A 22,175-nucleotide genomic window follows, 5' to 3' on the forward strand; every position below is an offset into this window, starting at 1 on the left:
CTTTAACCGCCGCAAGCTGCTTTAGCTTTTTGAATTTTATCGTAGATCTGCTTCGCTTCCCCACCGATTTTTCCATTTACTTGCGCAGGAACACCTGCTGCCGCTGCCTTGAATGCTGCAATTTCAGAAGAGGAAGGCTCATACACTTGCACGTCCGCTTTTTTTAAAGTCGCGATCATGTTTTTTTCAATGGATCTCACTGCCTTACGGGCTCCAGGAGCTAGATTATTGCCTTCACCCATCAGCAAAGTTTTTTGTTCCTCATTCAGAGTGTCCCAAAACTTTTTAGAATACACGATAGCTGCGGGCTGGTAGATATGGCGCGTCAAACTGAAATGTTTGATGGCTGTTTGCCACTCTGCTGCAAGAGTAAAGAGAGGTGTGTTGTCAAAACCTTCCACGACACCTGTTTGGAGTGATGGTAATACCTCTGGTATTGCGATCGGGATCCCACTCACGCCCAATGCTTTCCAATAGGCAATATGCACTGGAGACTCTTGGATGCGGATTTTGATTCCTTTTAAATCTCCAGGAGATTTCACAGGATTTGACTTCGTTCCAATGGAACGGTATCCATTCTCTGCCCAGGTAACAAAAATAAGTCCTTTAGCTTCGAATAATCTTTTGAAGTCAGCAAGTAAGTGCGTATCTAAAACACAATCTGCTTGCGCAAAAGAATCAAATAGATACGGCATTTCCAATACGTTTAACTCTTTAACAGTATTTGCAAGAGCACCCGCAGTAAGACCAGCACCTTGTAGTTTTCCCCGAATGACTTGTTGGAGGATTTCGTTTTCTCCACCCATTTGCCCGCCAGGATAGAGTTTCATTTTGATCTGACCCGAGGACTCGGTTTCGATTTTTTTCTTAATTTTGGAAAGCTCATTGGCCCAAGGAGAACCATCGGGTGCGACGGTAGCAAGTTTGACGACTGTTTGTGCAAAAATGCCTCCACTGATAGTGAAGGCAAAAACTGCACCTGTTGTTAATTTAACAAGTGTTTGGAACATGATATCTCCTTTAACTACATTTCATCGAGCAATTTTTTAGCTTTTCGTTGCTCGACGATTTGATCTGATTCTATTTCTGGTAACGACTTCGCATTTCCTTTCAGGACATATTCAAGTTGTGATTTGAATTTTGTTTCATCACCTTTTAGGCGTGATTCAGCATACAAAACTCGAACCGCAAAGTAATTTGGATGTTTTTTAATCGCTTCTTCAAATAGCTTATCTGCAAGTTTCTTATCTCCCGTAGGTGAGAGAGCATTACTTGTCGCATCATAACGAAGAGTGGCTGAATAAAAATATTCTTTGCCCATAGTTTTTTCTAGTTCACGTACTCTGTTTACCATCGCTGTAAACTTACTTCTGTTAGCAAGGATCGTTGTGAATCCTGAAAGTCTTGACCATTTGCCTAGTGAAGCGTATCTCCAATACAAGGCATCAATATCATCAACGTCTAACACATCAAGTGCCTTCTCAACTTCTAAGCCATCTTTTACTACTTTGTCACGAAATTTTGGATTCATGGCAAGGGCAGCTTCACACCAAGATACAGCGGCATCATAAAATTTGATCGATTCTGCTTTTACAGGTGCATCTGTATCGGCATCTCCTGTTAGCTTCAACCAAAGGTGTCCATCTCCCATCAGGTAATTTGCTCTGCAAAGAGTAACCTTCACATCTTGGTACTGTGGATTTTCATTTGAAAACTGTTCCAAAAGAACAATGGCTTGTCTAAGGTCGGCTTCATTGTGTTTGGTTTTGAGTAGCTTTTCTATGTCTGCAGGAAGCTTCGCAGGAGTTTTTGATCTCTCCACTTCCGAGGCGACTATTTTTACTGATCTAGATTTTCCGCAGGCGACTACAGAAACTAGCACGAGAACTGCAATCGCAGCTCGTTTCCAAGTGTACGTTTTGTTCATTCAATTACCATCCGATATATTTTGGGGGAGTAGGCTCCCCTCTCTATTTGTCAAATTTGACATGTTGAGACTTAGACTCGTTTCCAATCATTTAGGAAACGAGATCTCAAAATGTTCTGTGAAAATTTAGTGGAATATGTCGGAAATGCAAGTAAGTTTTATTTTTAAGGCAATATTATGGCATTCGATGGGCCAGAGATGTTCAGTCCGCTCGTTCCTGATCGGATTCTAACAGAAAGTCCTAGGGCTCGTACGGATACGTAGGTTCCCGAAGTGAGCGAAATACGAAATTTACAGTCAATTCCCGAGCCAAGTGTGGGAAGGGAGGTGGAGGGATCGATGAGAAAGACATAATTTCTCGGCTGCACAGGAAGCACAGTCATGGTACCACCACTGATGGAGCAATCCGTTCCTGCATTCAAATCTCCTTGGTTCCGTGCATCATTTTCAGTCGGACCTGCATACAGGCGGTATCCCTGGAAGATGAGTTCTGGGTTGGTCGCTCTCACATCAAGCGTGAAATTGGAATTGCCATTGTTTGTCGCTGAGACAAGTAAAGGAGGGATTTGAACGCTCGCATTGGATGTATAATTTGTGCAGTGAGATAAAGGAAACACCAGAAATAGGATGAGAGAAAATCGGAACATTTCTAACTAAGAATTCTCCGCTTTCTTCTCATTTCTTTTTTTGTTCCAAAGATACCCTAAAAGTACAACGATACCCATGGCCACAATGGAGAGGATGATGGTTTGTCCCTGGCGCACCCAACCCATAAGTTCATCAAAGTTGTGTGCTCCGTAATAACCTAAATAAACCCAAATGGGAACGGAAATAAAAGCAGCAAAACCATCGGTAAATAGAAAGCGTAGAAAGGAAATTTGCCCCGACGTGCCCGCGGTGAAAAAAATAGGCATGCGCAAACCCGGCATAAATCGACCGAAAAAAACGACCCATTTGCCATGTTTTTTGAATTGTTCCTGAACTTTGCCAAATCGTTCGGGATGGAGCACTTTTTTTAAGATGGGGAGCTTGAGGGCTCGTTCTCCGTAGTGGCTTCCGAGCCAAAAGACAAAGCTGTCGCCAATGAGTACTCCCGCCATACCGACAAAAAACATAACATGGACATTTGTATATCCCAGGCCAGAAATGACACCTCCTGCGGTGAGAGAAATGTCCTCAGGAACGGGAAGTCCAAATCCGCAGAGGATGAGAACTCCGAATACGGCAAAATAACCGTATTGCATAAAAAAGGTTACAAGGGTTTGTAGAAAGTCCATGCAGTGATATATACTGTTTTTATGATTTCACAGAAAAAGGAAAGAGAATTTATGCTAAAAGAAAGATCAATCCTTCTCGAAGAAGAAGAAAAATTACTCGCGCCGTATGCTCAGAAAAGCTCGCAAACGGGAATCCGTGAGTTTGCGGAAGCAGAACATCCCTATAGACTTCCATTTCAGCGTGATAAAGATAGGATCATTCATTGCCAAGCATTCAAACGTCTTGAATACAAAACCCAAGTTTTTGTTTATTCTGTCGGAGATCATTACCGTAATCGACTGACTCATACTTTGGAAGTTGCGGGGGTATCGAGAACAGTTGCTAAGGTACTTGGTTTAAATGAGGACTTAACGGAAGCCATAGCGCTTGCACACGACTTAGGTCACTCTCCCTTCGGACATGCGGGACAAGACGCTTTAGCAGAACTGATGCGGTCAAATGGCGGTTTTGAACACAATAAACAGTCGTTACGAGTCGTCCAGAAACTGGAAAGAAAGTATCCAGAATTTCCAGGCTTAAATTTATGTTACGCCACCTTACAAGGAATTATGAAGCATGGTGGCGATTATGAAAAGAGTTTTGCAAACTTAAAAAGACAAGAAGACGGACCATCTCTAGAAGCCCAAATCGTGGATTTTTCTGATGAAATTGCCTATTCTAGCCATGATATCGAAGACGGATTGGAAAAAAAATTCATTAGTCCAGAGGATCTTGTGGACATCCAGCTATGGAGAAGGAATTTCCAAACGGCAAAAAAGACGTATCCAACCGCAAAAGAGGAATTGATACTTCGAACTACATTTCGAAATATACTCAACGAGATCGTCTCAAATCTAATCACAACTACAGGTTCAAAATTAGAACTCCATCAGATAGAAACCGAAGAGGATGTACAAAATGCCTATCGGAAAAAGGTAAAACTTGTTAGCTTTTCAGAATCCATGATCGAGGATATGAAGGAACTGAAACAATTTTTATTAGTTCATTTGTATCGGCATAAGGATGTTGAGAAAATGAGCGACCAAGGAAAGGAGATCATTTATGTTTTATTTGATTACTTTATGAAACATCCAGACAAGATACCAGACTCTTATCTCGAGCGCGAAAATGAGGAAGGAAGGCACAGAATCGTTTGCGATTATATTGCTGGTATGACGGATCGGTATGCGATGGAAAAGTTAAAACAAGAAGGAATCTTATGGTCGCCATATCTGTAAAATTCTTTGACTAGCAGCAATCATTCCATAATTTATAGAATATGTTAGAATTGTACAGCCACCCGAATTCGACTTATACGCATCGCGTAAGAATCGCACTGATTTTTAAATCGATAGATTTTACGATCAATCACGTCGCTTTGGATAAATTAGAAAATCGAAAGAAACCGTTCCTTGCGATCAATCCCTATGCAAAAGTTCCTGTTTTGAAGGATGGAGACTTTATACTCAGTGAATCATCGGCCATCCTTCGCTATCTTGAGGAAGCATACCCTGATACAAAAAAACTCATCCCTCTTGATACCAAGGCTAGAGCCACCATGAACCAATTTGCCAACCAATGTGAAACAGAATTCTGTTTTCCTGGTAGTTTTGTGTATTTTGCGAAAAGATTTATAAAAGAGGAGAAATGGGATGTGCCGCGCATGAAGGAATACTCGAAAAAAATAGGAAGGCACTTGGAGATATTTGATTCGTACCTTGCTGATAAGAGTTATGTGATTGGAAACGAGTTCGGTTTTGTGGAAGTGATGTATGCTCCCTTTATTTTTAATATCGGCTACCTAGATGTGGAAATTCCCATTCATTTTAAGGCTTGGATGGATAGAGTTCTTTCTCACGATTCCGTAAAACAAGTATTAGGCTCGAATTAGATTTCTTCAAAATGGTCAAAGCTAAAGGAATGATTTACATCATCGATTGAAATGATCAATTGATTTTCGTTCGTTGTGAGAATCTTTTTAGGAAATTGATATATATATTTCTTAGATCGAAGGAGATTTACTTGGTTCGAGAATTTTCTTGGCACATTATATAAATTTTCTGTGGAGTCATTTCTCTTAATAGGGACCATTTTCTCGTTTATGTGGTGGTTGCGTTCCCGTTTACCGGAGTTTCGAGAATTGTTTACGACTGTTTTAATCAACAAGTGGTCGTAATCTGCAAGGAAGGATAATTTGCCCTTTTCTCCGTTGAGTAAGATTGTCTCAATTTCAAATAAATCTGGTTTATCTGGATTCTCACTTTCTGTGATCAAAAAATAAACAAATTCCCTTATATTGGGACTTAGCTCGGATTTCTCTGTAAATTGAATTTGATTGTTTTTGTCCTTCGTGATGGCATAAAAACTTTCTTCATCATGAATTCGGAAGATTTGAAACTGTTGTTTCAAAGTTTTCCCCATAGATTTTGGATGAATGTAATTTTTATCTGCGTGAATTTGATTTGATTCTGCAATATTCTTTTCTTCGGTCGATGTACATTTTGAAATAGTGATGGCGAATGCAAAAATAAATGCAAGGTAGCTGATTGTTTTCATAAATTAAGAAATTGATTCTGTAATTTGTTGGACAATTCGCGCCAGTTTTTTTGCCAATCCCTTGACCCGTTCGGGCCAACGATGTTCGTGACAGACATATATGCGGATAATTGTATATTCTTTATTTCACACACACGCGCAATTCCATACAATTCTAAATTCTCAACTCCAAGATCCTTCCAATCCTCCGAAGGAGGTGTAATGATATTGAGTAAGGTCAATGTACTCGGTGCATTGCAAATTGCTGTCGGATGGATCGCTAATGGTTGTAGGAAATCGATTGCGTTTCGATTGACAAAAATTTGTTTTGTTTGGCCGAGTGCGGCTGATATTTCTTTATTATGTGCGCTTGTGACGCTCACGAAATCACCTATCGAAAAGCGAGACCATGGGTAAGCACCACAAGAACCAAAAAAAATCACAGATTCAACTTCGGGATAGGTGAATAGATAAGATTGTAAAGAGAGAGCTGCCTCTAAATTTCCGATGCCTAAGCTTTGGATATGTAGGAATTTTTTAGAGGCGATGAGTAGGTCGATCTCTCCTACAAAAGCAGAGCAGAGGAGTGTCTTCGAATTATCTTCCAACCAAACCCTTGCCCTCATCATACCCATGCATCAGATTCAGATTTTGGAGAGCTTGGCCTGCAGCCCCTTTCCCCAAGTTATCCAATGCGGAAACAATCACTAACGTGTTTCCTCTCATTCGGAAACCGATATCAAGAAAGTTTGTGTTTTGCACATTACGTAGCTCCACAGCCTCTGGCGTCGGTAGGAGTCGTAAGAAAGTTTCTCCCGCCATGCTCTTCTGGTACTGCGTTAAAATCTCTGATTCTGAGACATCTTCCTTGAAGTTGATATAAATCGTGCTGAGAATCCCTCGGTAAACGGGGAGTAGGTGAGGAGTGAAAATCAGTTCTAATGGTTCGCTACCAGTTGCCATATATTCTGAGATTTCTGGCTCATGTTGGTGTGAGAGGATTTTGTAGGCTCGAAAGTTTTCATATACATGGGTAAAAGCGAAGGTAATTTCTTCGGTTCTACCGCCAGCTCCGCTCACACCCGATTTCGAGTCGATGATGACAGGCCCTGCAATCTTTTTTCTTAGGTCTCCCAAAAGTGCCACGGGAAGGATGGCAGAGGTAGAAAAACAGCCCGGATTAGAGACAAATTTTGCGCCCTTAATTTTTAAACGAAAGAGCTCAGGGATACCAAAAACAACCTGCTCCATCAAATCAAAAGCTGTGTGCTGAAACTTATAAACAGCCTCAAATTTTGCCTTATCATGCAAACGAAATGTTCCGGATAGATCGATGACTCGATGTCCCTTTTTTAAAAGTTTAGGAGCCATGTCGAGAGAGGCTTCATTCGGAGTGGCAAGAACGACAGTGCAATCTTTCGGAATTTCTGAATCATGTTTGGCAAAAGTGAGATTCGGCAAGTAAGCTTCGCTTGGAAAAACTTCCCGTAGGGTTTTTCCGTTTACTTGATTCGATGTTATGTGAATTATTTCAAATCCGTCGTGATGGGATAAAAGTTTTAATAGCTCTCTTCCCGTTAGCCCACCTCCACCAATGATCGCGAGTTTCTCTGTCATTCCAATGTCCTTGTTTGATAATAAAGGACTCTGTAGTCACTTTGTCAATGAAAGCTTGCTTTATTTTTTTAGTTCATAGGTGTCACCTATAGAAAGTATCTCTGCTTTATTTCCAAGGGGTGCTAATGCTTCTTGAATCGTCTCTAATTCAGATTCCATCGTGCGATAGAATGTTCCGTAATGCATCGGAATCATTTTTTTTGCACCTAAATCTAAAAACGTATCTACGGATTCGATTGGATTGATATGGACTGGATTATTTGGACCCTTGCTTGGTCCAACGGGAAGAAAAGCAATGTCAATCTGGAACTTTTTACCTATCTCTTTAAATTGTGCTTTTTGGTAACCAGTATCACCTGCAAAATATAAAGTGATTCCTTTGTATTCAATCACGTAACCAGTGTAAGGATCGTGGTCCCATAAATTATCAACTAGCCAACGCCCACCGAAATGTCTTGCAGGAACAGCTGTTATTTTTATTTGATTTGAATCTACTTCTTGCCAGGGTTCCATTTCTACTTTTTTCGCTTCATGCAAGTTCGGAACATAAACTCCAGCACCTTTCGGAACAAGAACTTTACCTTTAACTTTTAATCCTTCAAGAGTGTTTTGGTCCAAATGGTCGAAATGGGTATGCGAAATAAGCACACAGTCGAGTTCGGGAACATCGCCAAGTGAAATCGGAGTGCCAATGTGTCTTTTGACAATCAGGCCAATGCTATCAGAAAAATTTGGGTCTGTTAAAATCCATTTGTCATAAACCTGAATGAGAAGTGTTGCATGGCCAATCCAATGCACTTTTACTTGGCTTGGGTCAAAGCCAGAAAGATTTAAGACTTTTGTCGGCCTTTCGATCGTTCGAAACAAAGAACAATGGTTCAGCGAAAGGAGGATAAGAATGAAAAGAAAGATGGGTCTCAAGGAATTCATGTTTAGGGATTAGACCCATGCATTATCAAAAAGTTCCAGGGAAAGAGTTTCGATTTTGCTTGCCATTTTTTAAATTTGACTCTATATATTGAGAAGTTCATGACCTCTCACCGTAACAGAAATGCACTCCTCTCTCAATACATAACCGTTAAAGATTTATTTAAGAACCTTCCACATGCGGTGATCCGAGAAATGATGGATTGTACAGTAAGAGAATATTTACCGAGTGGATCTGTATTATTTTCGGAAGGCGACTTGGGAATGGATTTATACATTCTGGCACAAGGCAGACTTCGTTATGAGAAGACAAGTCCGGATGGAAAAACAGACCTGGGAGAATTCCAAAAATTAGATATTTTAGGAGAGTTGAGTTTGTTTACTGGAGAGCCGCGATCTGCTACGGTTGTTGCGATTCGAGATTCAGAAATCATTCGTGTTCCGAGAGATCTTGCTCTAAATATCTTAACGAATCATCCCCAAGCATTACTTCAAGTAACAAGAATTATAGCGGAGCGATTGGCGCGGGCAAGAAATCGAGATCAGAATCAGAGAGTAAATTCTTCCAGTTTTTGTTTTATACCAACAAGTCCTGATATGAATTTGGATGAATTGATCCAAGCGGTTGAGCTCTCGGCAGGACAATTTGGAAATTATAAAATTATAACCTCGAAAGATTTTTATGATCAATTTCCGAACCTTGGAGAAGATACAGACCTAGAACACAATATCTTAGATTGGTTTCAAAAATTAGAAAACAACCACCAAAACATTTTTTATGTAGGAACTTACGAGGAAGCCGCTTGTTCAAAGAGGTTTGTGAGACAATCTGACCGAGTCATTTTGGTTCAGGATAGTAGTTTACCACCAAACAAAAGCCCTATGGAAGCGTATCTTGATAAAACACGGCAAAAGAATCGAAACATAGATCTTTTGTTATATCATGCTAAGTTTGATTCTCTGCCAAAAAATACCTCCGCTCACTTACGAACTCGATCTGTTTCTAGGCATTACCATGTTCATATCCCAACGAAACAAACGATTGATCGTTTATTAAGAGGTATCTTAGGTAAGTCCATAGGGCTTGCCCTTGGTGGTGGAGGTGCGAAAGGTTTTGCCCATCTTGGCATATTGCGGAGCATCGAAGAAAGTAGGGTTCCGATAGATATGGTATCGGGAACGAGCGCTGGTTCCATCTTTGCTGCCCTGATTTCCATGGGCTATGATTCAGAACGAAGCAAAATCCAAGCAAAAAAACTTTGGGTGGACCGAGACTTACTGAATGAATACACGATTCCTGTTCTTTCTCTTGTCGCGGGAAAAAAGTATACAGAAGCGATTCGAGATTTTTTCGGAGAGATACAGATTGAGGACTTATGGATTCCGTACTATGCGGTCTCGACGGATCTTTCCAATTCCGAAAGCCATATTCACTCCGATGGATCGCTTTGGAAAGCCATACGTGCAAGCACATCGCTGCCAGGGATCGTCCCTCCTTTCATTGAAGAGGGAGTTGTGTTTGTCGATGGGGGAGTCATGGATAATGTTCCAGGACTTTTATTAAAAGAAAAGGGAGCAGGGCCTGTTATAAGTGTCGATGTGTTTGGCGACATCTACCCTGACCAAGATAAGGAACTCACGAATTATTTTGATAAATCCAGTCCTGGAGTTTTGGACCATCCCATTGTCCAACTTACGAATTTGATTAACTTTAAAAATATTTTTCAACCGAAATTTCCACCTATTGGAGATATCATCATTCGGTCCATTCTGGTTTCCAGTCGGGAACGAATCCGACAAACGGAAAAGGTGTCGGAGTTGTTTTTACAAATCCCAACAAACAACTTTGGAGTTCTGGAATGGTTCAGTTATGAAAAATTGATTGAATTAGGATACATCTGTTCGAAAAGCAAAATCCAAAACTTTAAAAAAGAGTATTTTCGAGATATTTAATATAGGTAAGGTTTTTTTATGATACAAACATTTAAAATTATATTGATCCACCTCTGCTTGGTTTTTTCTTTTTCTATCTTGTATGGCCAGGATTTAGAAATATTAAAAACTACAGATTATAGCAACCAACAGAAGTTACTGATCAAACACGAAGTTCGAAAACGATTAGGTGACGAGGCAAATGAAAAGGAGGTACGTGATCTGACTTTGGCACTGATTCCATGGGCCATGATGGAAGGCTTAGAGCCCAGTGAATTTGCGCGAGACATCTATTTGTTCACTCAGGCACGAAAGGCAGGAATCAGTTTCACTTCGGTGGAAGATTTAATTCCTGTGCTTTCAAAATTCAAAGGAGATGAAAATGATTTTGTTTTGCTCGCTCTTGCTATGCACGAGTCGGAAAAGGCAGAACTCCCTTTACATCTAAGGGATAAATTCCTATCTGGTGTCATTTCTAAACATTGGGAAGGTCTACGCATTTTGACAGGTATGCGCATACTTATTTTATCCCGCAGTGAAAAAAAGAATTCAGAGGAGATGCTAGATTCCATCCTAAAGGGTCTTTCCCTGCCTCAAAACTCAAAAAACAAAGATCTACTTTTATCTGCATATCGTGAGCTCACCTTGGATTTCCAATCTAAAAAAGCAAGTGAGGCGAAAGCTAAAATCGAAACAGACCTGCAGGCCTTGCAAGGGAAAGAAAAAACAAAGATCGCAAAACAAGTGCTTATTTCAAAAAGAAATTTAGGGGAAGAGTTTTCTTCTTTTGGAGCTTTAGAAATCAAAGAGCGTCCAAAATTAGAATGGAGTCTAGAGGACTTGCAGGGTCCAGGCCCAGGAGAAGCGGTCGAAAGTAGTGATTGGCGAATGCTATCTGCAAAGGCAATGAAGGAAACGGTAAAAGGTTGGATTGGAACTCGGTATGTATATGGTGCCTCATCAAAAGCCGGGACAGATTGTTCTGGTTTTACCCGCTCTGTTCTCACTGATAAAGGGATTGCCGTTCCAAATCAGATGGTACCAAGATCCGCAAGAGACCAGGCAAAAATTGGAAGTGCGACATCAAAAAGTCAGCTTGCACTTGGTGATCTCGTTTTTTTTTCCGCATCTCCAAACCAATCTAAAATAACACACGTTGGACTATCAATGGGTGAGGGAAATTTCGTTCATGCCTCTAGCAGTAAAGGTGTGATCATACAAAGTTTAAATGAGAAGTGGTGGACCGACAGGTTTACTAGTGCTCGAAGGATATTCGTTAAGGTGGGAAAATAATGGGAAAAAAAGCATTAGTATTGTCAGGTGGTGGCGCTAGAGGTGCCTACCAAGCCGGAGTTTATAGATGTCTGGAAGAAATGAAATGGTCACCGGATATCATTTGTGGAACTTCCGTCGGTGCGATCAACGCGTGTGCTATGGGTTCAGGACTTAATAGCCAAGAACTCATCAATCTATGGTTAGATCTCGATGAAAAGAAAGTAATGAAATATTCATTTAAAAACACAATACGGGAGCTGTTTAGAAAGGCATATGCACCTCTTGCTGATACAGCGCCATTACATCATTTGATTAGAGAAAAACTAAATTTCAAAACCTTAAATGAAAGCCAAGTCAAGGTGGTGATATCGGCAGTAAATATTCTAACTTCAGAACTTCGTTTTTTTGAAAATCCTGATCTCAAAATAGAACACATTCTCGCATCCAGTGCCATTCCTTTATTTTTTCCGTGGCAAATGATCGAAGGAGCGCCTTATTGGGATGGTGGGGTCATGGCAAATACACCTATTTTACCTGCCATCACAAGGGGAGCGGAAGAGATACTTGTGATTTTACTTTCGCCCGTTGGTGCAGACGTGATGATGCAAGCACCGACAAACAAGACAGAGGCGTTAGAAAGGCTGTATGAGTTATATCTTCTGGGTTCTTATAAGAACATTGAGCAGGGGATCGAATTCCAAAAAGAAATGAGTCGCCCTAAATCTCCGATAGAACATTTTCTCGGTTATTTTACCCAACAATTCCAGAATGTAAATATCAGAGTCATCGCTCCCAAAGAGATGCTAGGGCTTGGAAGTTTCTTGAATTTCACAAGAGAACAGGCTGAAACTTTAATTGTGAGAGGATACAAGGACGCACTCATCCATTTTCAGGAATAAGTGCTTCTCTAAGCTTAAACTAAAGAAATGTTCATTTAGGTTTTACGAAGATCCAGTTAGAAGTAGAAGAGGGATCATAATACAAATGAATCATAACGTTGGTCGGTTTCATCTTATAAGTGAAAACGTAACTAAAAGTTACATCCATTTCTTTTTTTGCCATCCCCTCTTTGAATTTACCAAAGAAAAGACGGTTGTTGGTGCAAATGGCGATCTCTGTGAAAAAATTTTTACCTACAGCTTTTTCGATTGGGACATTGGCAAGTTCGGATTCGAATTTGTTATAAAGTAGGATTTTACCACTCTCATCGACTTTAACAACTCCAAAGTTCAAAGCATCTGCACTTGCTTGGTTTAAGCTTCCGAGTTTCGTTAAAAAGGTAGGTTCGATAAAACTTGTCATGTATCTCTCTTCTCCAACATCTATTTGGAATTTGAATCTTTCTAAGTATTTGACGTCCAGAGTCGAAAATAATACTATAAAAAACGTCCAATTAGCATAGTGATAATAAAAAAATGATACAAAGAACTGAACTTAAGGACTTAACATACCTAAAGAGATTGGATATGGGTTTTTTTCTTTCCCTTCTTCTCTCAATCCTGCCTGGGACGATTCTTTTGATTGTATTTCCAAACTCTGCATCGAATCCGACGTTGATTCTTTCTTTTGCTTCTCTAAGTCTGATGATGGCATGCTATTTCCAATATAAGAAGAGGAAGATCTATAGAAAATTTGAAAGTATAGGAAACAAAAGACCTGCGTTGGCTCGTCTCCTTGCAAGTGTCAGTGAGGACTTAGAAGGATACTCAAATTTAGTCACGGTCAACTTAGAAGGATTAGGCGAAATGATTTCCCTTGTTCGGAAACATCTCTCCGAACTCAATGAGAAAATCGAGACGATGGGTCAAGATTTAGGCAGAGTGTATACCGTTGTCTCCAATCTCGCATCACAAGAAGTTCTGCTTATGGAAGCTGTCGGAAAAACCTCTGATGAAATCGGAGTGATGTTCGAGATCGTCAATGCAGTCATCGACGAAATCCAAGGCCGAAACAAAACTATGGAGGAACTCGTTCAAAAGAGTCGGGATGGACGTGAAAAAGTGATCAATACAAGCGATACCATCCAACGCATTTCAGAATCCTCAGGAGGGATTTTAAAACTCATCGACTTTATCAATAGCGTATCCAAAGAAACAAATTTACTCGCGATCAATGCTTCTATCGAGGCGACACATTCTGGCTCAGAAGGTAAAGGTTTTACGGTGATTGCAGAAGAGATCCGAAAGCTAGCTACGCAAACGGCACAAAACTCTCGTGAAATCACGAAACTCCTTCGCAGCAATATCTCAGATTTTGCTCTGGCAAGCAGTGCGACAAAGGACTCAGGTGCCGCCTTTGAATTCATTGCACATGAAATTCATGTGGTCCATGGAACGATTGCAGAAGTTGTACAATCCATCTCCGAATTGAAAACAAGGGGAAATCATATACTTGAAAAATCAAGATCTTTGGATGAAATTGCGACAAGGGTAAAAGATACATCGGGCGAGGTATATGGTGAAATCATTACGATCAATGGAAATCTAGAAGAAACGCAAACACTCTCCGATAAGATTCAACATGAATGCACGGAGATGAATGACTCAAAAGATTGGCTGTTTCGGCTCACCAAACAAATGCAAGGCAAGATGTCTGAGATGAGAAAAGAAACGGATGACTATTTAAAAAACGAAAAAGATTTAAATACCTAAATTTTTTTCGATTGTTTTTAATTCCTCTTTTAAGCTTCGGTCTACGTCGAGGCCCCTCACGCCTACAAATGCCTGGTGTGTAGAGAGATCGATTCCCTTCAAATGTCCTGCTTGAAAGATAGAATAACCCAAAATCGAGAGAATCGAAGTTAAGCTATCGAGAGTTCGGCGGTTTCTGAGAACTGATATGGCACCCATAGGGACAATGTCTTGGTTCCCTCCATTGGAAGAGAGAGATTGCACTGATCCAGGCATTGAATCTCTTCGGATTTCGGCAGTTAGGTGGGTGGCCAGTAGTCCCAACCCAGATAGACCCGCATATTTTCCTGGTTCTGGGGAAAGCATCAGATTGAATTCTTTGTTTTCTGAGGGAGTGTAAAGGTATTGGATGAACCGTTCTGACCAGGTGGCAAGGACAGCCAATGAGTTTTGCAATCTGTCCGCAGCAAAACTTACATGTGATGCATAAAAATTTCCGCCCTCTACATATCGATTTTCGCTTTCAATGAAAACAGGATTATCGGAAAGGGAATTCAACTCATTTTCCACCGTTTCGCGAATACTTATGATCTCATCCATGATAGAACCGAGGATATGAGGGAGACATCGGATCGAATAGATATCTTGTACGCGCTCACCTGGTTGTTTACTTTTAGAATTCGCCTTGGCAATGGAATAGAGTTCCTTTGCAATAAGAACCGGTCCTTTATGAAGTTTTGTTTCATGCAAAGCGGGAAGAAAGGCATCAGCATAAACGGCATGAAAACGAAATAAAATTTTCAGAAACTCAATCGTATGAGAAAGTAAATGAGAGGACAGTTCCACCTGTAAAGAAAGCAGCGCCGTCGTGAAACTAGTTCCGTTCGTGAGTGAGAGTGCTTCTTTGGGAGCTAGTTCCAATGGCAATCCCTCGATCTTGGAAGTTTTTCCATTCTTCAAGGTGGGTCCAAAGGATTTATTTTTTCCTGTCCATTCACTTTCTCCAATGAGGGCAAGTGCAATGGCAGCGAGTGGTATCAAATCTCCAGAGGCTGAAAGTGAACCTCTTTCTGGAATCAGTGGTATACAATCAAGTCTGAGGAGCTCGGAAAGAAGAGCAAGGGTATTTGTGGAAATGCCGCTTCCGCCTTGGCATAAAGAGTGAATTCTTGCAGCGAGAACTGCCCTTGCTTCTTCGTGTCTGAGGGAATGTTTATCACTGGCGACACTCAAATGATAAACAAGAGATAATTGATTTTCCAATCTATCTTCGTTATTCTGAAATGCATGTGGACCAAATCCCGTATCTATGCCGTAGATCAGGGATCTCTCCTCGCTTTCTAGATACTGGAGAAGAGCTCTTCGACTGATTGCGAGCCGCTCTAGATCGATCGTAGAAAATGGATAGTTTTCACCTTTTGCGATCTGATTTAGTTTTCTGGTTGTTAAGGAAAATGTCAAATTTCGTCACCCTGTTCTTAGTCTGGTTCCTATAAAAATTCATCTTAATTTCTAATCAATTGATCTTTCATTTCGTCTAAAATTCAAGTATGGAAGAATTGAAAGAGAGTTTTGAAAACCAGCTGATTTATCTTTATGACGAGAAGACACATTTTGAGAACCAACTTGGTTTTTCTGATCCCAAAGAGATTGTTAGTAAGTTTAAAGAATTAGAAAATGAATTAAATTATTTGTATGGTATCAAAGAGCGATACCGAAAAGTTCCTTCCACTGAATTGAAGATCACTTCCATCAAAAATGTATTTGTAGAAAAATCAAGATTGAAAGGATCATTGTGAATGTCTGAGCAACTCGTTCAAAAACTTCAAAAACAAGCAGAATTCTACGCAAAAGGTGAGATGCGTTTTGTGAAGGACGATGTCTTACAGAAACTACAGGTATCCACCGCAGAAGAGATCGACTTACTTGACTTTGGCGTCATATGCGTGGATGATAAGGGCGTCATCAAGATGTTTAACAAGTATGAGGGGGAAAAAGCAAATATTGATGCCAAGTCAACAATTGGTAAAAATTTTTTTACAGAAATTGCTCCTTGTACAAACAACCAAATCTTTTACGGAAGTTTTAAAAAAGGGGTAGAAGAAAGGAAAATGGATTTGATTTTTCCTTACACATTTACTTACAAAATGAAACCTACACCTGTGAAAATTCATTTATACCGTGGCCCAGCAAGACCGACAAATTGGATATTTGTAAAATGGAATTAATAAAATCAGTAGATTTAGAAACAATAGAGTCCGTGTTAACCGATCCTGCTTTTAAAGAGGATATTGCACACAACTTGCAGTCTTGGAGAGAGGACTATTCGGTTACCGATGAAGACTACAAAGAAACGAAAGCATGGATCGAGAAAATCATCTCTGACTTTCTCGAGCTAGCACGAGATTTAGAAGTGGATTCTGAATTAAGTGTCACTTTATTCACAAAATACATAGAGTTAAAATGTTTTTGGAAACAGTTAAATACGCAAATCCAATATCAAAATTTTAAGACTGGTTCGGCGAATACAGTTCTCATAGGAAAAGCATCGCTCACCACATTCTTTCTCATTGCGATTGAGCCACTCATCAGCGAGACAGATTTAATGGAGATCCAAGAGTTTTTAACAAAGCCTATCAAGGAATTTATAAGAATCGAATCCTCGATTGATCTGTCGCTTGAATCGGATGAGTTAGCACTGATGGAAGCCCAGCTAGACACTTTGTATGCAGATAAAGAATATTTGCAGAAACATATGGGCATGACCAATTCAGATGAGATCGTGGAAGCCTTTGCAAATTTAGAAGCACAAATCCGCGACATTAGAGATGAGTTTTCTGATTCTGTAATGTTAGATAATCGTATTTCCTTTATTGGAAGAAGGAAAATTTCCATACAAAAATCGATCTAGTTTTTTTGTTAGCTGGCTATCTCGTATGATAGTGCAGCTAATAAAGTCATTTGGATTTTTGCTGATTGATTTTAAATGTGCTATTTCTTCGTATGTTGATTCTTTACATACCAAATGGTTGATTTCGTAGTCATCAAACAATTGTTTGATTCTATTTCTATCCTCATCATCTGCTAAAAAAATTTCACGAGCGCTAAAATAAGAGGGGAAAAAATCAAAATAAAAGCCTGCTTCGGTTGACCAATCCAAAGTGGAGAGAACAGATTCGTTGTTTCCAGAAATGGCGAGGCGAGAAAGTACGATCTTAAGTTCCTCATCCGAGATTCTGCTCGAGACCTTCTTTCCAAAAAAAAGAACACGATCTTGGTAGTCAGACCTTGCCTCAGGTTGACAAGCTCCTTGCTCAAACAGTTCGAGTTCGGAATTTACCCTCCAGGTTGTCGCCTCCGAATCTACAGAAATGGAGCAAAAATAGTTACTGGTGGGTAGGAACTTTAACTCCGAATGGTCACAGAAAATGACAGTCAAGTTTTCCCAAAAGGCAGCGAGTACGAGTATGACCCAAGCGGGAGAGGGACGCAGGGATATCACAACGGCCTGTCCCTTTTTTGCCCCGGCATTACGGAAATGGTCTTTCCAGATTTTTAAATAACTCCATTGGGCAGCGGCAGAGAGATTCTGAGTGGGAGTGGAGAGTAAGGGTAAGGGTTTCTGGGGAAGTAAGGAATAGAGAAGATCTTTCCAATTTAGAGTTGGCATGGTATATGGATTAGACGCTTCAGTTTACTTATAATTCTCACCATATCTTGGAGCTAATTTCCTAGTTGAAACAAAAAATACAAGAATTGAAGATCAATATATATGGTAGCAACAATCATCATCGCATTTTTCTTTTCCACTTTTACCCTTGTATCCTCGAATATGATCTTCGGAAGTTCTGATGATTTCGAATCTCCTCAGACAAGCCCCAAGCAGGCAGTACTGATCGTAAATCTCAAAGATCCAAAAGGTGGAAGGAACGCGTATCGGTATCAGCTTGGCATTAAAAAGATTTTAGTGCCCTATGTTCCTAGGGTTGGGATACCAATTTATGCTCTAGACCAATCAGATGATACCTGGCTGACTGCACATTATGGAAAGGATTTTTTAACAAACCCCAATCTTCCACCTGAAATAAAAGAAGCACCTAAACGATATTTAATGAATGATTGTGCCTATAAATTTTTGATCCCCGCAGATCAAAGGTTAACCTTAAATATGGAGTTTGTTCGGTCAGAGATCAAACCGAAAGATATAGGAGATTTTCGTGCCGTAAAAGAAATCTTACCGACAGTTAACAAAATCATAGAAATAGGCATTAGCTTAGATACAGATGGAAAATTTTCAAATGAATCGGTTACAATCAGTGAGGCTAAGAGTGCCGACCTTGGCGTCTGTCCGAAGTAAAGTTACGTTTCCAAGTAAAATCTGCTTTATTTTAGCTTAGTCTTTTACAATTTATCAATTACGCAAAGGAATTTTTAGTTTATATGATTTTGAATCGATACAGCCGTGTTCTAACCCAAGATGAATCCCTTCCTGCTTCGCAAGCAATGATCATCGGTTCTGGTGTGCCCTACGAAGATTTAAACAAGCCTTTTGTAGGAATCGGTAGCACGGGTTTTGATGGCAATCCTTGCAATATGCACCTGACGACCCTTGCTGCTTTACAAAAAAAAAGTGTTCTCGATACAAAACAAATGGTAGGTCTGCTTTTTAATACGATTGGAGTGAGTGATGGTATCACCAATGGAAACGATGGTATGCGATATTCCTTGCCCTCAAGGGAAATCATTGCAGATTCCATCGAGACCATGGCAGGGGCTCATTTTCATGATGGAATCATTTTCACTGCAGGTTGTGATAAGAATATGCCAGGAGCGATCATGGCAATGGCTAGGCTCAATCGTCCCGCTATTATGGTTTATGGTGGTACCATCGGTGGAGGGAATTATAAGGGTGAAAAATTAAACATTGTTTCTGCCTTCGAAGCGTATGGAAAAAAGATAAACGGCAAAATTTCCGAAGAGGATTTTAAAGAAGTAATTAAGAATTCTTGTCCGGGACCTGGTGCCTGCGGGGGAATGTATACTGCCAATACCATGGCGACAGCGATTGAAGTCATGGGTATGAGTCTGCCATACAGTTCTTCCTCCCCAGCGCGTAGCGAGGAAAAAAAGAAAGAGTGTATGAACATTGGAAAACATATTTATAACCTTCTTGAAAAGGATATTAAGCCTTCAGATATCATTACACCTGCGTCAATCCTCAATGCCCTTCGTGTGGTAACGATTCTTGGCGGTTCGACAAATGCAGCACTTCATATGATTGCCATTGCCAGGACTATGGGAATTCCCTTGGATTTAGCTCAATTACAAAAGATTACTGATACGACTCCGCTACTGGCTGATATGAAGCCCAGTGGTAAGTATTTAATGGAAGACTTGCACGCGCTTGGTGGAACACCGGCGGTCATGAAATTTATGTTAGAAGAAGGGATGATTGATGGAAATTGTTTGACTGTTACGGGAAAAACGATTGCAGAAAATCTAAAAGACCTTCCAGGGTTACCGAAAGATCAGGATCTTCTCAGACCTGTTAGCAATCCGATCAAAAAAGAAGGGCATATCCAAGTGTTATACGGAAACATTGCCAAAAAAGGTGCGGTGGCAAAAATCACTGGTCACGAAGGTGAAAAATTTGAGGGAACTGCGATTTGTTTTGATTCGGAAGTTGCTGCAAACGAAGGGATTCGTGAGGGGAAGGTAAAACCCGGAAACGTTGTAGTGATTCGTTATGTGGGACCGAAGGGTGGACCAGGAATGCCTGAAATGTTGAAACCTACTTCTGCCATTATTGGGGCAGGGCTAGGTGATAAGGTGGCACTTATCACGGATGGAAGATTCTCTGGTGGAAGTCACGGCTTTGTAGTTGGGCATATTACCCCTGAAGCCATGGAAGGTGGAGAACTGGCTTTGGTGAAAGATGGAGATACGATTCTCATCGATGCGATTAAAAATCAAATAGAAGTGAAAGTGACACCAGAAGAATTAGAGCTTCGAAAGAAAAATTGGGTCAAGCCACCTTACAGAGTTACTTCGGGTTATCTTTGGAAATACATTCAATTGGTCCAAGATGCAAGTACTGGGTGTTTGACGGATCTCTAGACGAAAAGAAAGATTTCATTTTTCGGAACGGAGATTAGCATTTTATATTGGGCAATGGCAAAACATTGCCTCAAGATTTAAGAAAAGAAGAGAGAGGATAATATTTTGGATCGACCGTTTAAAGTTTTAGGTATACAACAAGTTGCTATTGGCGGGGAGTCAAAACAAAAGCTTTCCAAGTTTTGGGTTGATGTGATGGGACTGACAAAAGTTTCAGACTATCGAAGCGAAAAGGAAAACGTAGATGAGGACATATTGTCCATGGGACATGGACCGTTCAAAGTTGAAATTGATCTTATGGAACCCGTGGATCCGACAAAAAGCCCCAAAGTGCACGATCCCAAATTGAATCATATCGGGCTATGGATCGACGATCTTGCGAAAGCTGTCGAATGGCTCACCAAACAAGGAGTACGTTTCACGCCAGGCGGGATACGTAAAGGAGCCGCAGGCTATGACGTCTGTTTCATCCACCCAAAAGGCAATGAGGAATTTCCTCTGTCAAGCGAGGGCGTTCTCGTAGAACTCGTGCAAGCACCTGCCGACGTCATTAAGGCTTTGAGTTAACTTTAAAAAGAAATAATGCTTGGTTAGAAACAACCAAGCAATCGTCGTAACTGCCTAAATGCTTGTTTTGGAACGATTCTCCTCTTTGGAGAATGCTGTCCAGAGGAGATAGAAGACAATCGCGAGACTTGTGAGTATGACAAACTGAGCAAGATGAAAAACAGTCGCGAATACAAATCCCTCGCCACTTTCTCTACCCAGAAGTAAAAATCCGGAGATCACTGACGCATGAAATACGCCAATGCCAGAAGGCGCAGAAGGAATCGCAACACCCATCGCACCAACAAACATGAGAAGCAAAGTTTCTGTGTAATGTAGCTCAATCCCGATAAGCTGGGATACGAGCCAATAACTCAAAGCATAACCAAACAACCATGTTGGAAAGGAATAGAAGACGGGCCGTAACAATTTCCTGCCCTTCAAAAATTCACTGAATTCGACTAAATGGTGATCCATTTTGTGGATATAAAAATCTTCCTTTTTTAGCATTCTAAATAGCAATCGAAAGAAATTTCTGAGGGGTTCTAAAAATACGCGTAACGCAAAAAGACCGCCAAACATAGCTAATAAAACAAATGCAGAAAGATAAAGAAGGCTTAGATTTTTGTTTTCTCCGAGTCCTAACAGAAATAGAGCGGATGCGCCGATGATCACGATCGTTGCTAAATCCATCACCTTCTCTAAAAAAATTTTAGAAACTAAATTCGGTATCGTGAGGCCTGAGTCTTTTTTGTTGATCACGAGGCGCATGACATCACCACCCCGAGCTGGCAAAACCATATTTAAACCTACACCGATAACTGAGGAGGCGTAAGCACTCGCAAAACTAATCTTTCTGTCGAGTAGGTAATACCATCTCAAAGTAAAAGGAAGGAATGCAAATAGATTCGAAAAGATGAGAAAAAATAAGAATTTCCAATCAAGTTTTCCTTTTAATCTTTCAAATTCCTTCAAATCAAAATTTTGTAATAATAAATAGATTGCTACAGCAGAAATGGAAGATCCAAGAAGCCATTTTTTCATGATCAGATTCCTATTTTTATCCTGGAGGCCATGTCAAATGTCTTCCACCTAGCAAATGAAAGTGAATGTGGTGAACACTTTGACCTCCAAATTCTCCCGTATTATTGACAACGCGGTAACCTTTTTCACTCATTCCGAACTCTCGGGCCAGGGAGGAAATTTTTAAGAAAATGTTTCCAAGTATGGCGCCATCTGCGACTTCAAGTTCATTGAGACTTTTTATATGTTTTTTCGGTATGAGGAGCAGATGTAAGGGGGCGACTGGAGTAATGTCATGAAAAACAAAAATTTCATCATCTTCATATACCTTTTTGGATGGGATGGAACCATTGGCAATTTTACAAAATAAACAATTTTCTGACATCTAC

25 protein-coding genes are annotated in these 22,175 nt (G+C 40.4%); 12 read left to right on the forward strand and 13 right to left on the reverse strand.

Annotated elements, in window-relative coordinates; translation table 11 throughout:
- Positions 1–2: 2 nt before the first annotated feature.
- The 4 genes from dctP to EHQ58_RS00795 all read right to left on the reverse strand — a co-directional run bounded on the left by dctP (position 3) and on the right by EHQ58_RS00795 (position 3,204).
- Positions 3–1,010: a TRAP transporter substrate-binding protein DctP gene (gene dctP / locus EHQ58_RS00780; protein ID WP_135621427.1), complete on the reverse strand. Its 1,008-nt coding sequence runs from the start codon at positions 1,008–1,010 to the stop codon at positions 3–5.
- A 14-nt stretch (positions 1,011–1,024) separates the two neighbouring features.
- Positions 1,025–1,927, reverse strand: a complete 903-nt coding sequence (locus EHQ58_RS00785) for a TRAP transporter TatT component family protein (protein ID WP_135621428.1) — start codon at positions 1,925–1,927, stop codon at positions 1,025–1,027.
- Between the two features lie 164 nt (positions 1,928–2,091).
- Entirely contained in the window at positions 2,092–2,574 is a 483-nt protein-coding gene (locus EHQ58_RS00790) for an LIC11661 family lipoprotein (RefSeq protein ID WP_135621429.1), read from the reverse strand.
- 6 nt (positions 2,575–2,580) lie between these two features.
- On the reverse strand, positions 2,581–3,204 hold the full coding sequence (locus EHQ58_RS00795; RefSeq protein WP_135621430.1) for a DedA family protein: 624 nt from the start codon (positions 3,202–3,204) through the stop codon (positions 2,581–2,583).
- 51 nt (positions 3,205–3,255) lie between these two features.
- On the opposite strand from EHQ58_RS00795, the gene EHQ58_RS00800 reads away from it, so the two are divergent.
- On the forward strand, positions 3,256–4,422 hold the full coding sequence (locus EHQ58_RS00800) for a deoxyguanosinetriphosphate triphosphohydrolase (RefSeq protein WP_135621431.1): 1,167 nt from the start codon (positions 3,256–3,258) through the stop codon (positions 4,420–4,422).
- 41 nt (positions 4,423–4,463) lie between these two features.
- Positions 4,464–5,075 carry a glutathione S-transferase family protein gene (locus EHQ58_RS00805; protein WP_135621432.1) on the forward strand — a complete coding sequence of 204 codons (612 nt, stop codon included), beginning with the start codon at positions 4,464–4,466 and terminating at the stop codon, positions 5,073–5,075.
- Here the strand turns inward: EHQ58_RS00805 and EHQ58_RS00810 are convergent.
- The 4 genes from EHQ58_RS00810 to EHQ58_RS00825 are packed head-to-tail and all read right to left on the reverse strand — an operon-like array spanning position 5,072 to position 8,266.
- Entirely contained in the window at positions 5,072–5,740 is a 669-nt protein-coding gene (locus EHQ58_RS00810; protein WP_135621433.1) for a hypothetical protein, read from the reverse strand. The genes EHQ58_RS00805 and EHQ58_RS00810 overlap by 4 nt on opposite strands.
- Positions 5,737–6,327 (reverse strand): nucleoside phosphorylase-I family protein, encoded by a 591-nt coding sequence (locus EHQ58_RS00815; RefSeq protein ID WP_246047006.1) that lies wholly within the window; start codon positions 6,325–6,327, stop codon positions 5,737–5,739. Before EHQ58_RS00815 ends, EHQ58_RS00810 begins: the two co-directional genes overlap by 4 nt.
- A complete protein-coding gene (gene argC / locus EHQ58_RS00820) occupies positions 6,317–7,336 on the reverse strand; it encodes an N-acetyl-gamma-glutamyl-phosphate reductase (protein ID WP_135621435.1) in 1,020 nt (339 codons plus the stop codon). The genes EHQ58_RS00815 and argC overlap by 11 nt, the downstream gene beginning before the upstream one ends.
- A 60-nt stretch (positions 7,337–7,396) precedes the next feature.
- The gene (locus EHQ58_RS00825; protein ID WP_135621436.1) at positions 7,397–8,266 is read right to left on the reverse strand and encodes an MBL fold metallo-hydrolase; all 870 of its coding nucleotides are present in this window, start codon (positions 8,264–8,266) and stop codon (positions 7,397–7,399) included.
- 99 nt (positions 8,267–8,365) lie between these two features.
- On the opposite strand from EHQ58_RS00825, the gene EHQ58_RS00830 reads away from it, so the two are divergent.
- From EHQ58_RS00830 to EHQ58_RS00840, 3 genes are read left to right on the forward strand one after another with little or no spacing between them, the layout of a single operon-like run.
- Positions 8,366–10,216, forward strand: coding sequence for a patatin-like phospholipase family protein (locus EHQ58_RS00830; RefSeq protein ID WP_135621437.1), 1,851 nt, complete (start codon positions 8,366–8,368; stop codon positions 10,214–10,216).
- Between the two features lie 18 nt (positions 10,217–10,234).
- Complete coding sequence (locus EHQ58_RS00835) at positions 10,235–11,488, forward strand: C40 family peptidase (protein ID WP_135621438.1); 1,254 nt, start codon at positions 10,235–10,237, stop codon at positions 11,486–11,488.
- Complete coding sequence (locus EHQ58_RS00840; protein WP_135621439.1) at positions 11,488–12,369, forward strand: patatin-like phospholipase family protein; 882 nt, start codon at positions 11,488–11,490, stop codon at positions 12,367–12,369. The genes EHQ58_RS00835 and EHQ58_RS00840 overlap by 1 nt, the downstream gene beginning before the upstream one ends.
- A 31-nt stretch (positions 12,370–12,400) precedes the next feature.
- On the opposite strand, the gene EHQ58_RS00845 is transcribed toward EHQ58_RS00840, so the two are convergent.
- The gene (locus EHQ58_RS00845; protein WP_135621440.1) at positions 12,401–12,772 is read right to left on the reverse strand and encodes a PAS domain-containing protein; all 372 of its coding nucleotides are present in this window, start codon (positions 12,770–12,772) and stop codon (positions 12,401–12,403) included.
- A 113-nt stretch (positions 12,773–12,885) separates the two neighbouring features.
- Between EHQ58_RS00845 and EHQ58_RS00850 the strand changes: the two genes are divergently transcribed.
- The gene (locus tag EHQ58_RS00850) at positions 12,886–14,121 is read left to right on the forward strand and encodes a methyl-accepting chemotaxis protein (RefSeq protein WP_135621441.1); all 1,236 of its coding nucleotides are present in this window, start codon (positions 12,886–12,888) and stop codon (positions 14,119–14,121) included.
- Here EHQ58_RS00850 and EHQ58_RS00855 read toward each other — a convergent pair.
- Complete coding sequence (locus EHQ58_RS00855; protein WP_135621442.1) at positions 14,110–15,561, reverse strand: aromatic amino acid lyase; 1,452 nt, start codon at positions 15,559–15,561, stop codon at positions 14,110–14,112. The genes EHQ58_RS00850 and EHQ58_RS00855 overlap by 12 nt on opposite strands.
- Before the next feature lie 89 nt (positions 15,562–15,650).
- Here EHQ58_RS00855 and EHQ58_RS00860 point away from each other — a divergent pair, with 89 nt between their 5' ends.
- Genes EHQ58_RS00860 through EHQ58_RS00870 form a run of 3 tightly spaced genes read left to right on the forward strand, consistent with a single transcriptional unit; the run spans position 15,651 to position 17,011 of the window.
- A complete protein-coding gene (locus tag EHQ58_RS00860; protein WP_135621443.1) occupies positions 15,651–15,899 on the forward strand; it encodes a hypothetical protein in 249 nt (82 codons plus the stop codon).
- Positions 15,900–16,328: a PAS domain-containing protein gene (locus tag EHQ58_RS00865; protein WP_135621444.1), complete on the forward strand. Its 429-nt coding sequence runs from the start codon at positions 15,900–15,902 to the stop codon at positions 16,326–16,328.
- The gene (locus EHQ58_RS00870; RefSeq protein WP_135621445.1) at positions 16,319–17,011 is read left to right on the forward strand and encodes a hypothetical protein; all 693 of its coding nucleotides are present in this window, start codon (positions 16,319–16,321) and stop codon (positions 17,009–17,011) included. The genes EHQ58_RS00865 and EHQ58_RS00870 overlap by 10 nt, the downstream gene beginning before the upstream one ends.
- On the opposite strand, the gene EHQ58_RS00875 is transcribed toward EHQ58_RS00870, so the two are convergent.
- A complete protein-coding gene (locus EHQ58_RS00875) occupies positions 16,952–17,770 on the reverse strand; it encodes a hypothetical protein (protein WP_135621446.1) in 819 nt (272 codons plus the stop codon). The two genes, EHQ58_RS00870 and EHQ58_RS00875, sit on opposite strands and share 60 nt — an antisense overlap.
- 102 nt (positions 17,771–17,872) lie before the next feature.
- On the opposite strand from EHQ58_RS00875, the gene EHQ58_RS00880 reads away from it, so the two are divergent.
- The 3 genes from EHQ58_RS00880 (at position 17,873) to EHQ58_RS00890 (ending at position 20,784) form a co-directional block, all read left to right on the forward strand.
- Positions 17,873–18,457, forward strand: a complete 585-nt coding sequence (locus EHQ58_RS00880) for a hypothetical protein (protein WP_135621447.1) — start codon at positions 17,873–17,875, stop codon at positions 18,455–18,457.
- A gap of 83 nt (positions 18,458–18,540) precedes the next feature.
- Positions 18,541–20,217, forward strand: a complete 1,677-nt coding sequence (gene ilvD / locus EHQ58_RS00885; protein ID WP_135621448.1) for a dihydroxy-acid dehydratase — start codon at positions 18,541–18,543, stop codon at positions 20,215–20,217.
- A gap of 105 nt (positions 20,218–20,322) precedes the next feature.
- Positions 20,323–20,784 carry a VOC family protein gene (locus EHQ58_RS00890; protein WP_135621449.1) on the forward strand — a complete coding sequence of 154 codons (462 nt, stop codon included), beginning with the start codon at positions 20,323–20,325 and terminating at the stop codon, positions 20,782–20,784.
- 54 nt (positions 20,785–20,838) lie between these two features.
- Here EHQ58_RS00890 and EHQ58_RS00895 read toward each other — a convergent pair whose 3' ends face one another.
- Both EHQ58_RS00895 and EHQ58_RS00900 read right to left on the reverse strand, forming a co-directional pair.
- Positions 20,839–21,807 (reverse strand): lysylphosphatidylglycerol synthase transmembrane domain-containing protein, encoded by a 969-nt coding sequence (locus tag EHQ58_RS00895; protein ID WP_135621450.1) that lies wholly within the window; start codon positions 21,805–21,807, stop codon positions 20,839–20,841.
- 16 nt (positions 21,808–21,823) lie between these two features.
- Positions 21,824–22,171: a histidine triad nucleotide-binding protein gene (locus EHQ58_RS00900; RefSeq protein ID WP_135621451.1), complete on the reverse strand. Its 348-nt coding sequence runs from the start codon at positions 22,169–22,171 to the stop codon at positions 21,824–21,826.
- Positions 22,172–22,175: the final 4 nt, after the last annotated feature.

It is taken from the genome of Leptospira ognonensis (genome assembly GCF_004770745.1).
Lineage (GTDB): Bacteria > Spirochaetota > Leptospiria > Leptospirales > Leptospiraceae > Leptospira_A > Leptospira_A ognonensis.

What these genes read in the sequence shown, in the direction of transcription:
- EHQ58_RS00785 (WP_135621428.1), bottom strand. Translation starts at nt 1,927, where the DNA reads ATGAACAAAACGTACACTTGGAAACGAGCTGCGATTGCAGTTCTCGTG.
- EHQ58_RS00895 (WP_135621450.1), bottom strand. Translation starts at nt 21,807, where the DNA reads ATGAAAAAATGGCTTCTTGGATCTTCCATTTCTGCTGTAGCAATCTAT.
- EHQ58_RS00790 (WP_135621429.1), bottom strand. Translation starts at nt 2,574, where the DNA reads ATGTTCCGATTTTCTCTCATCCTATTTCTGGTGTTTCCTTTATCTCAC.
- EHQ58_RS00845 (WP_135621440.1), bottom strand. Translation starts at nt 12,772, where the DNA reads ATGACAAGTTTTATCGAACCTACCTTTTTAACGAAACTCGGAAGCTTA.
- EHQ58_RS00800 (WP_135621431.1), top strand. Translation starts at nt 3,256, where the DNA reads ATGCTAAAAGAAAGATCAATCCTTCTCGAAGAAGAAGAAAAATTACTC.
- EHQ58_RS00805 (WP_135621432.1), top strand. Translation starts at nt 4,464, where the DNA reads ATGTTAGAATTGTACAGCCACCCGAATTCGACTTATACGCATCGCGTA.
- EHQ58_RS00880 (WP_135621447.1), top strand. Translation starts at nt 17,873, where the DNA reads ATGGTAGCAACAATCATCATCGCATTTTTCTTTTCCACTTTTACCCTT.
- EHQ58_RS00830 (WP_135621437.1), top strand. Translation starts at nt 8,366, where the DNA reads ATGACCTCTCACCGTAACAGAAATGCACTCCTCTCTCAATACATAACC.
- EHQ58_RS00850 (WP_135621441.1), top strand. Translation starts at nt 12,886, where the DNA reads ATGATACAAAGAACTGAACTTAAGGACTTAACATACCTAAAGAGATTG.
- EHQ58_RS00875 (WP_135621446.1), bottom strand. Translation starts at nt 17,770, where the DNA reads ATGCCAACTCTAAATTGGAAAGATCTTCTCTATTCCTTACTTCCCCAG.
- dctP (WP_135621427.1), bottom strand. Translation starts at nt 1,010, where the DNA reads ATGTTCCAAACACTTGTTAAATTAACAACAGGTGCAGTTTTTGCCTTC.
- EHQ58_RS00860 (WP_135621443.1), top strand. Translation starts at nt 15,651, where the DNA reads ATGGAAGAATTGAAAGAGAGTTTTGAAAACCAGCTGATTTATCTTTAT.
- argC (WP_135621435.1), bottom strand. Translation starts at nt 7,336, where the DNA reads ATGACAGAGAAACTCGCGATCATTGGTGGAGGTGGGCTAACGGGAAGA.
- EHQ58_RS00825 (WP_135621436.1), bottom strand. Translation starts at nt 8,266, where the DNA reads ATGAATTCCTTGAGACCCATCTTTCTTTTCATTCTTATCCTCCTTTCG.
- EHQ58_RS00795 (WP_135621430.1), bottom strand. Translation starts at nt 3,204, where the DNA reads ATGGACTTTCTACAAACCCTTGTAACCTTTTTTATGCAATACGGTTAT.
- ilvD (WP_135621448.1), top strand. Translation starts at nt 18,541, where the DNA reads ATGATTTTGAATCGATACAGCCGTGTTCTAACCCAAGATGAATCCCTT.
- EHQ58_RS00810 (WP_135621433.1), bottom strand. Translation starts at nt 5,740, where the DNA reads ATGAAAACAATCAGCTACCTTGCATTTATTTTTGCATTCGCCATCACT.
- EHQ58_RS00900 (WP_135621451.1), bottom strand. Translation starts at nt 22,171, where the DNA reads ATGTCAGAAAATTGTTTATTTTGTAAAATTGCCAATGGTTCCATCCCA.
- EHQ58_RS00865 (WP_135621444.1), top strand. Translation starts at nt 15,900, where the DNA reads ATGTCTGAGCAACTCGTTCAAAAACTTCAAAAACAAGCAGAATTCTAC.
- EHQ58_RS00870 (WP_135621445.1), top strand. Translation starts at nt 16,319, where the DNA reads ATGGAATTAATAAAATCAGTAGATTTAGAAACAATAGAGTCCGTGTTA.
- EHQ58_RS00840 (WP_135621439.1), top strand. Translation starts at nt 11,488, where the DNA reads ATGGGAAAAAAAGCATTAGTATTGTCAGGTGGTGGCGCTAGAGGTGCC.
- EHQ58_RS00835 (WP_135621438.1), top strand. Translation starts at nt 10,235, where the DNA reads ATGATACAAACATTTAAAATTATATTGATCCACCTCTGCTTGGTTTTT.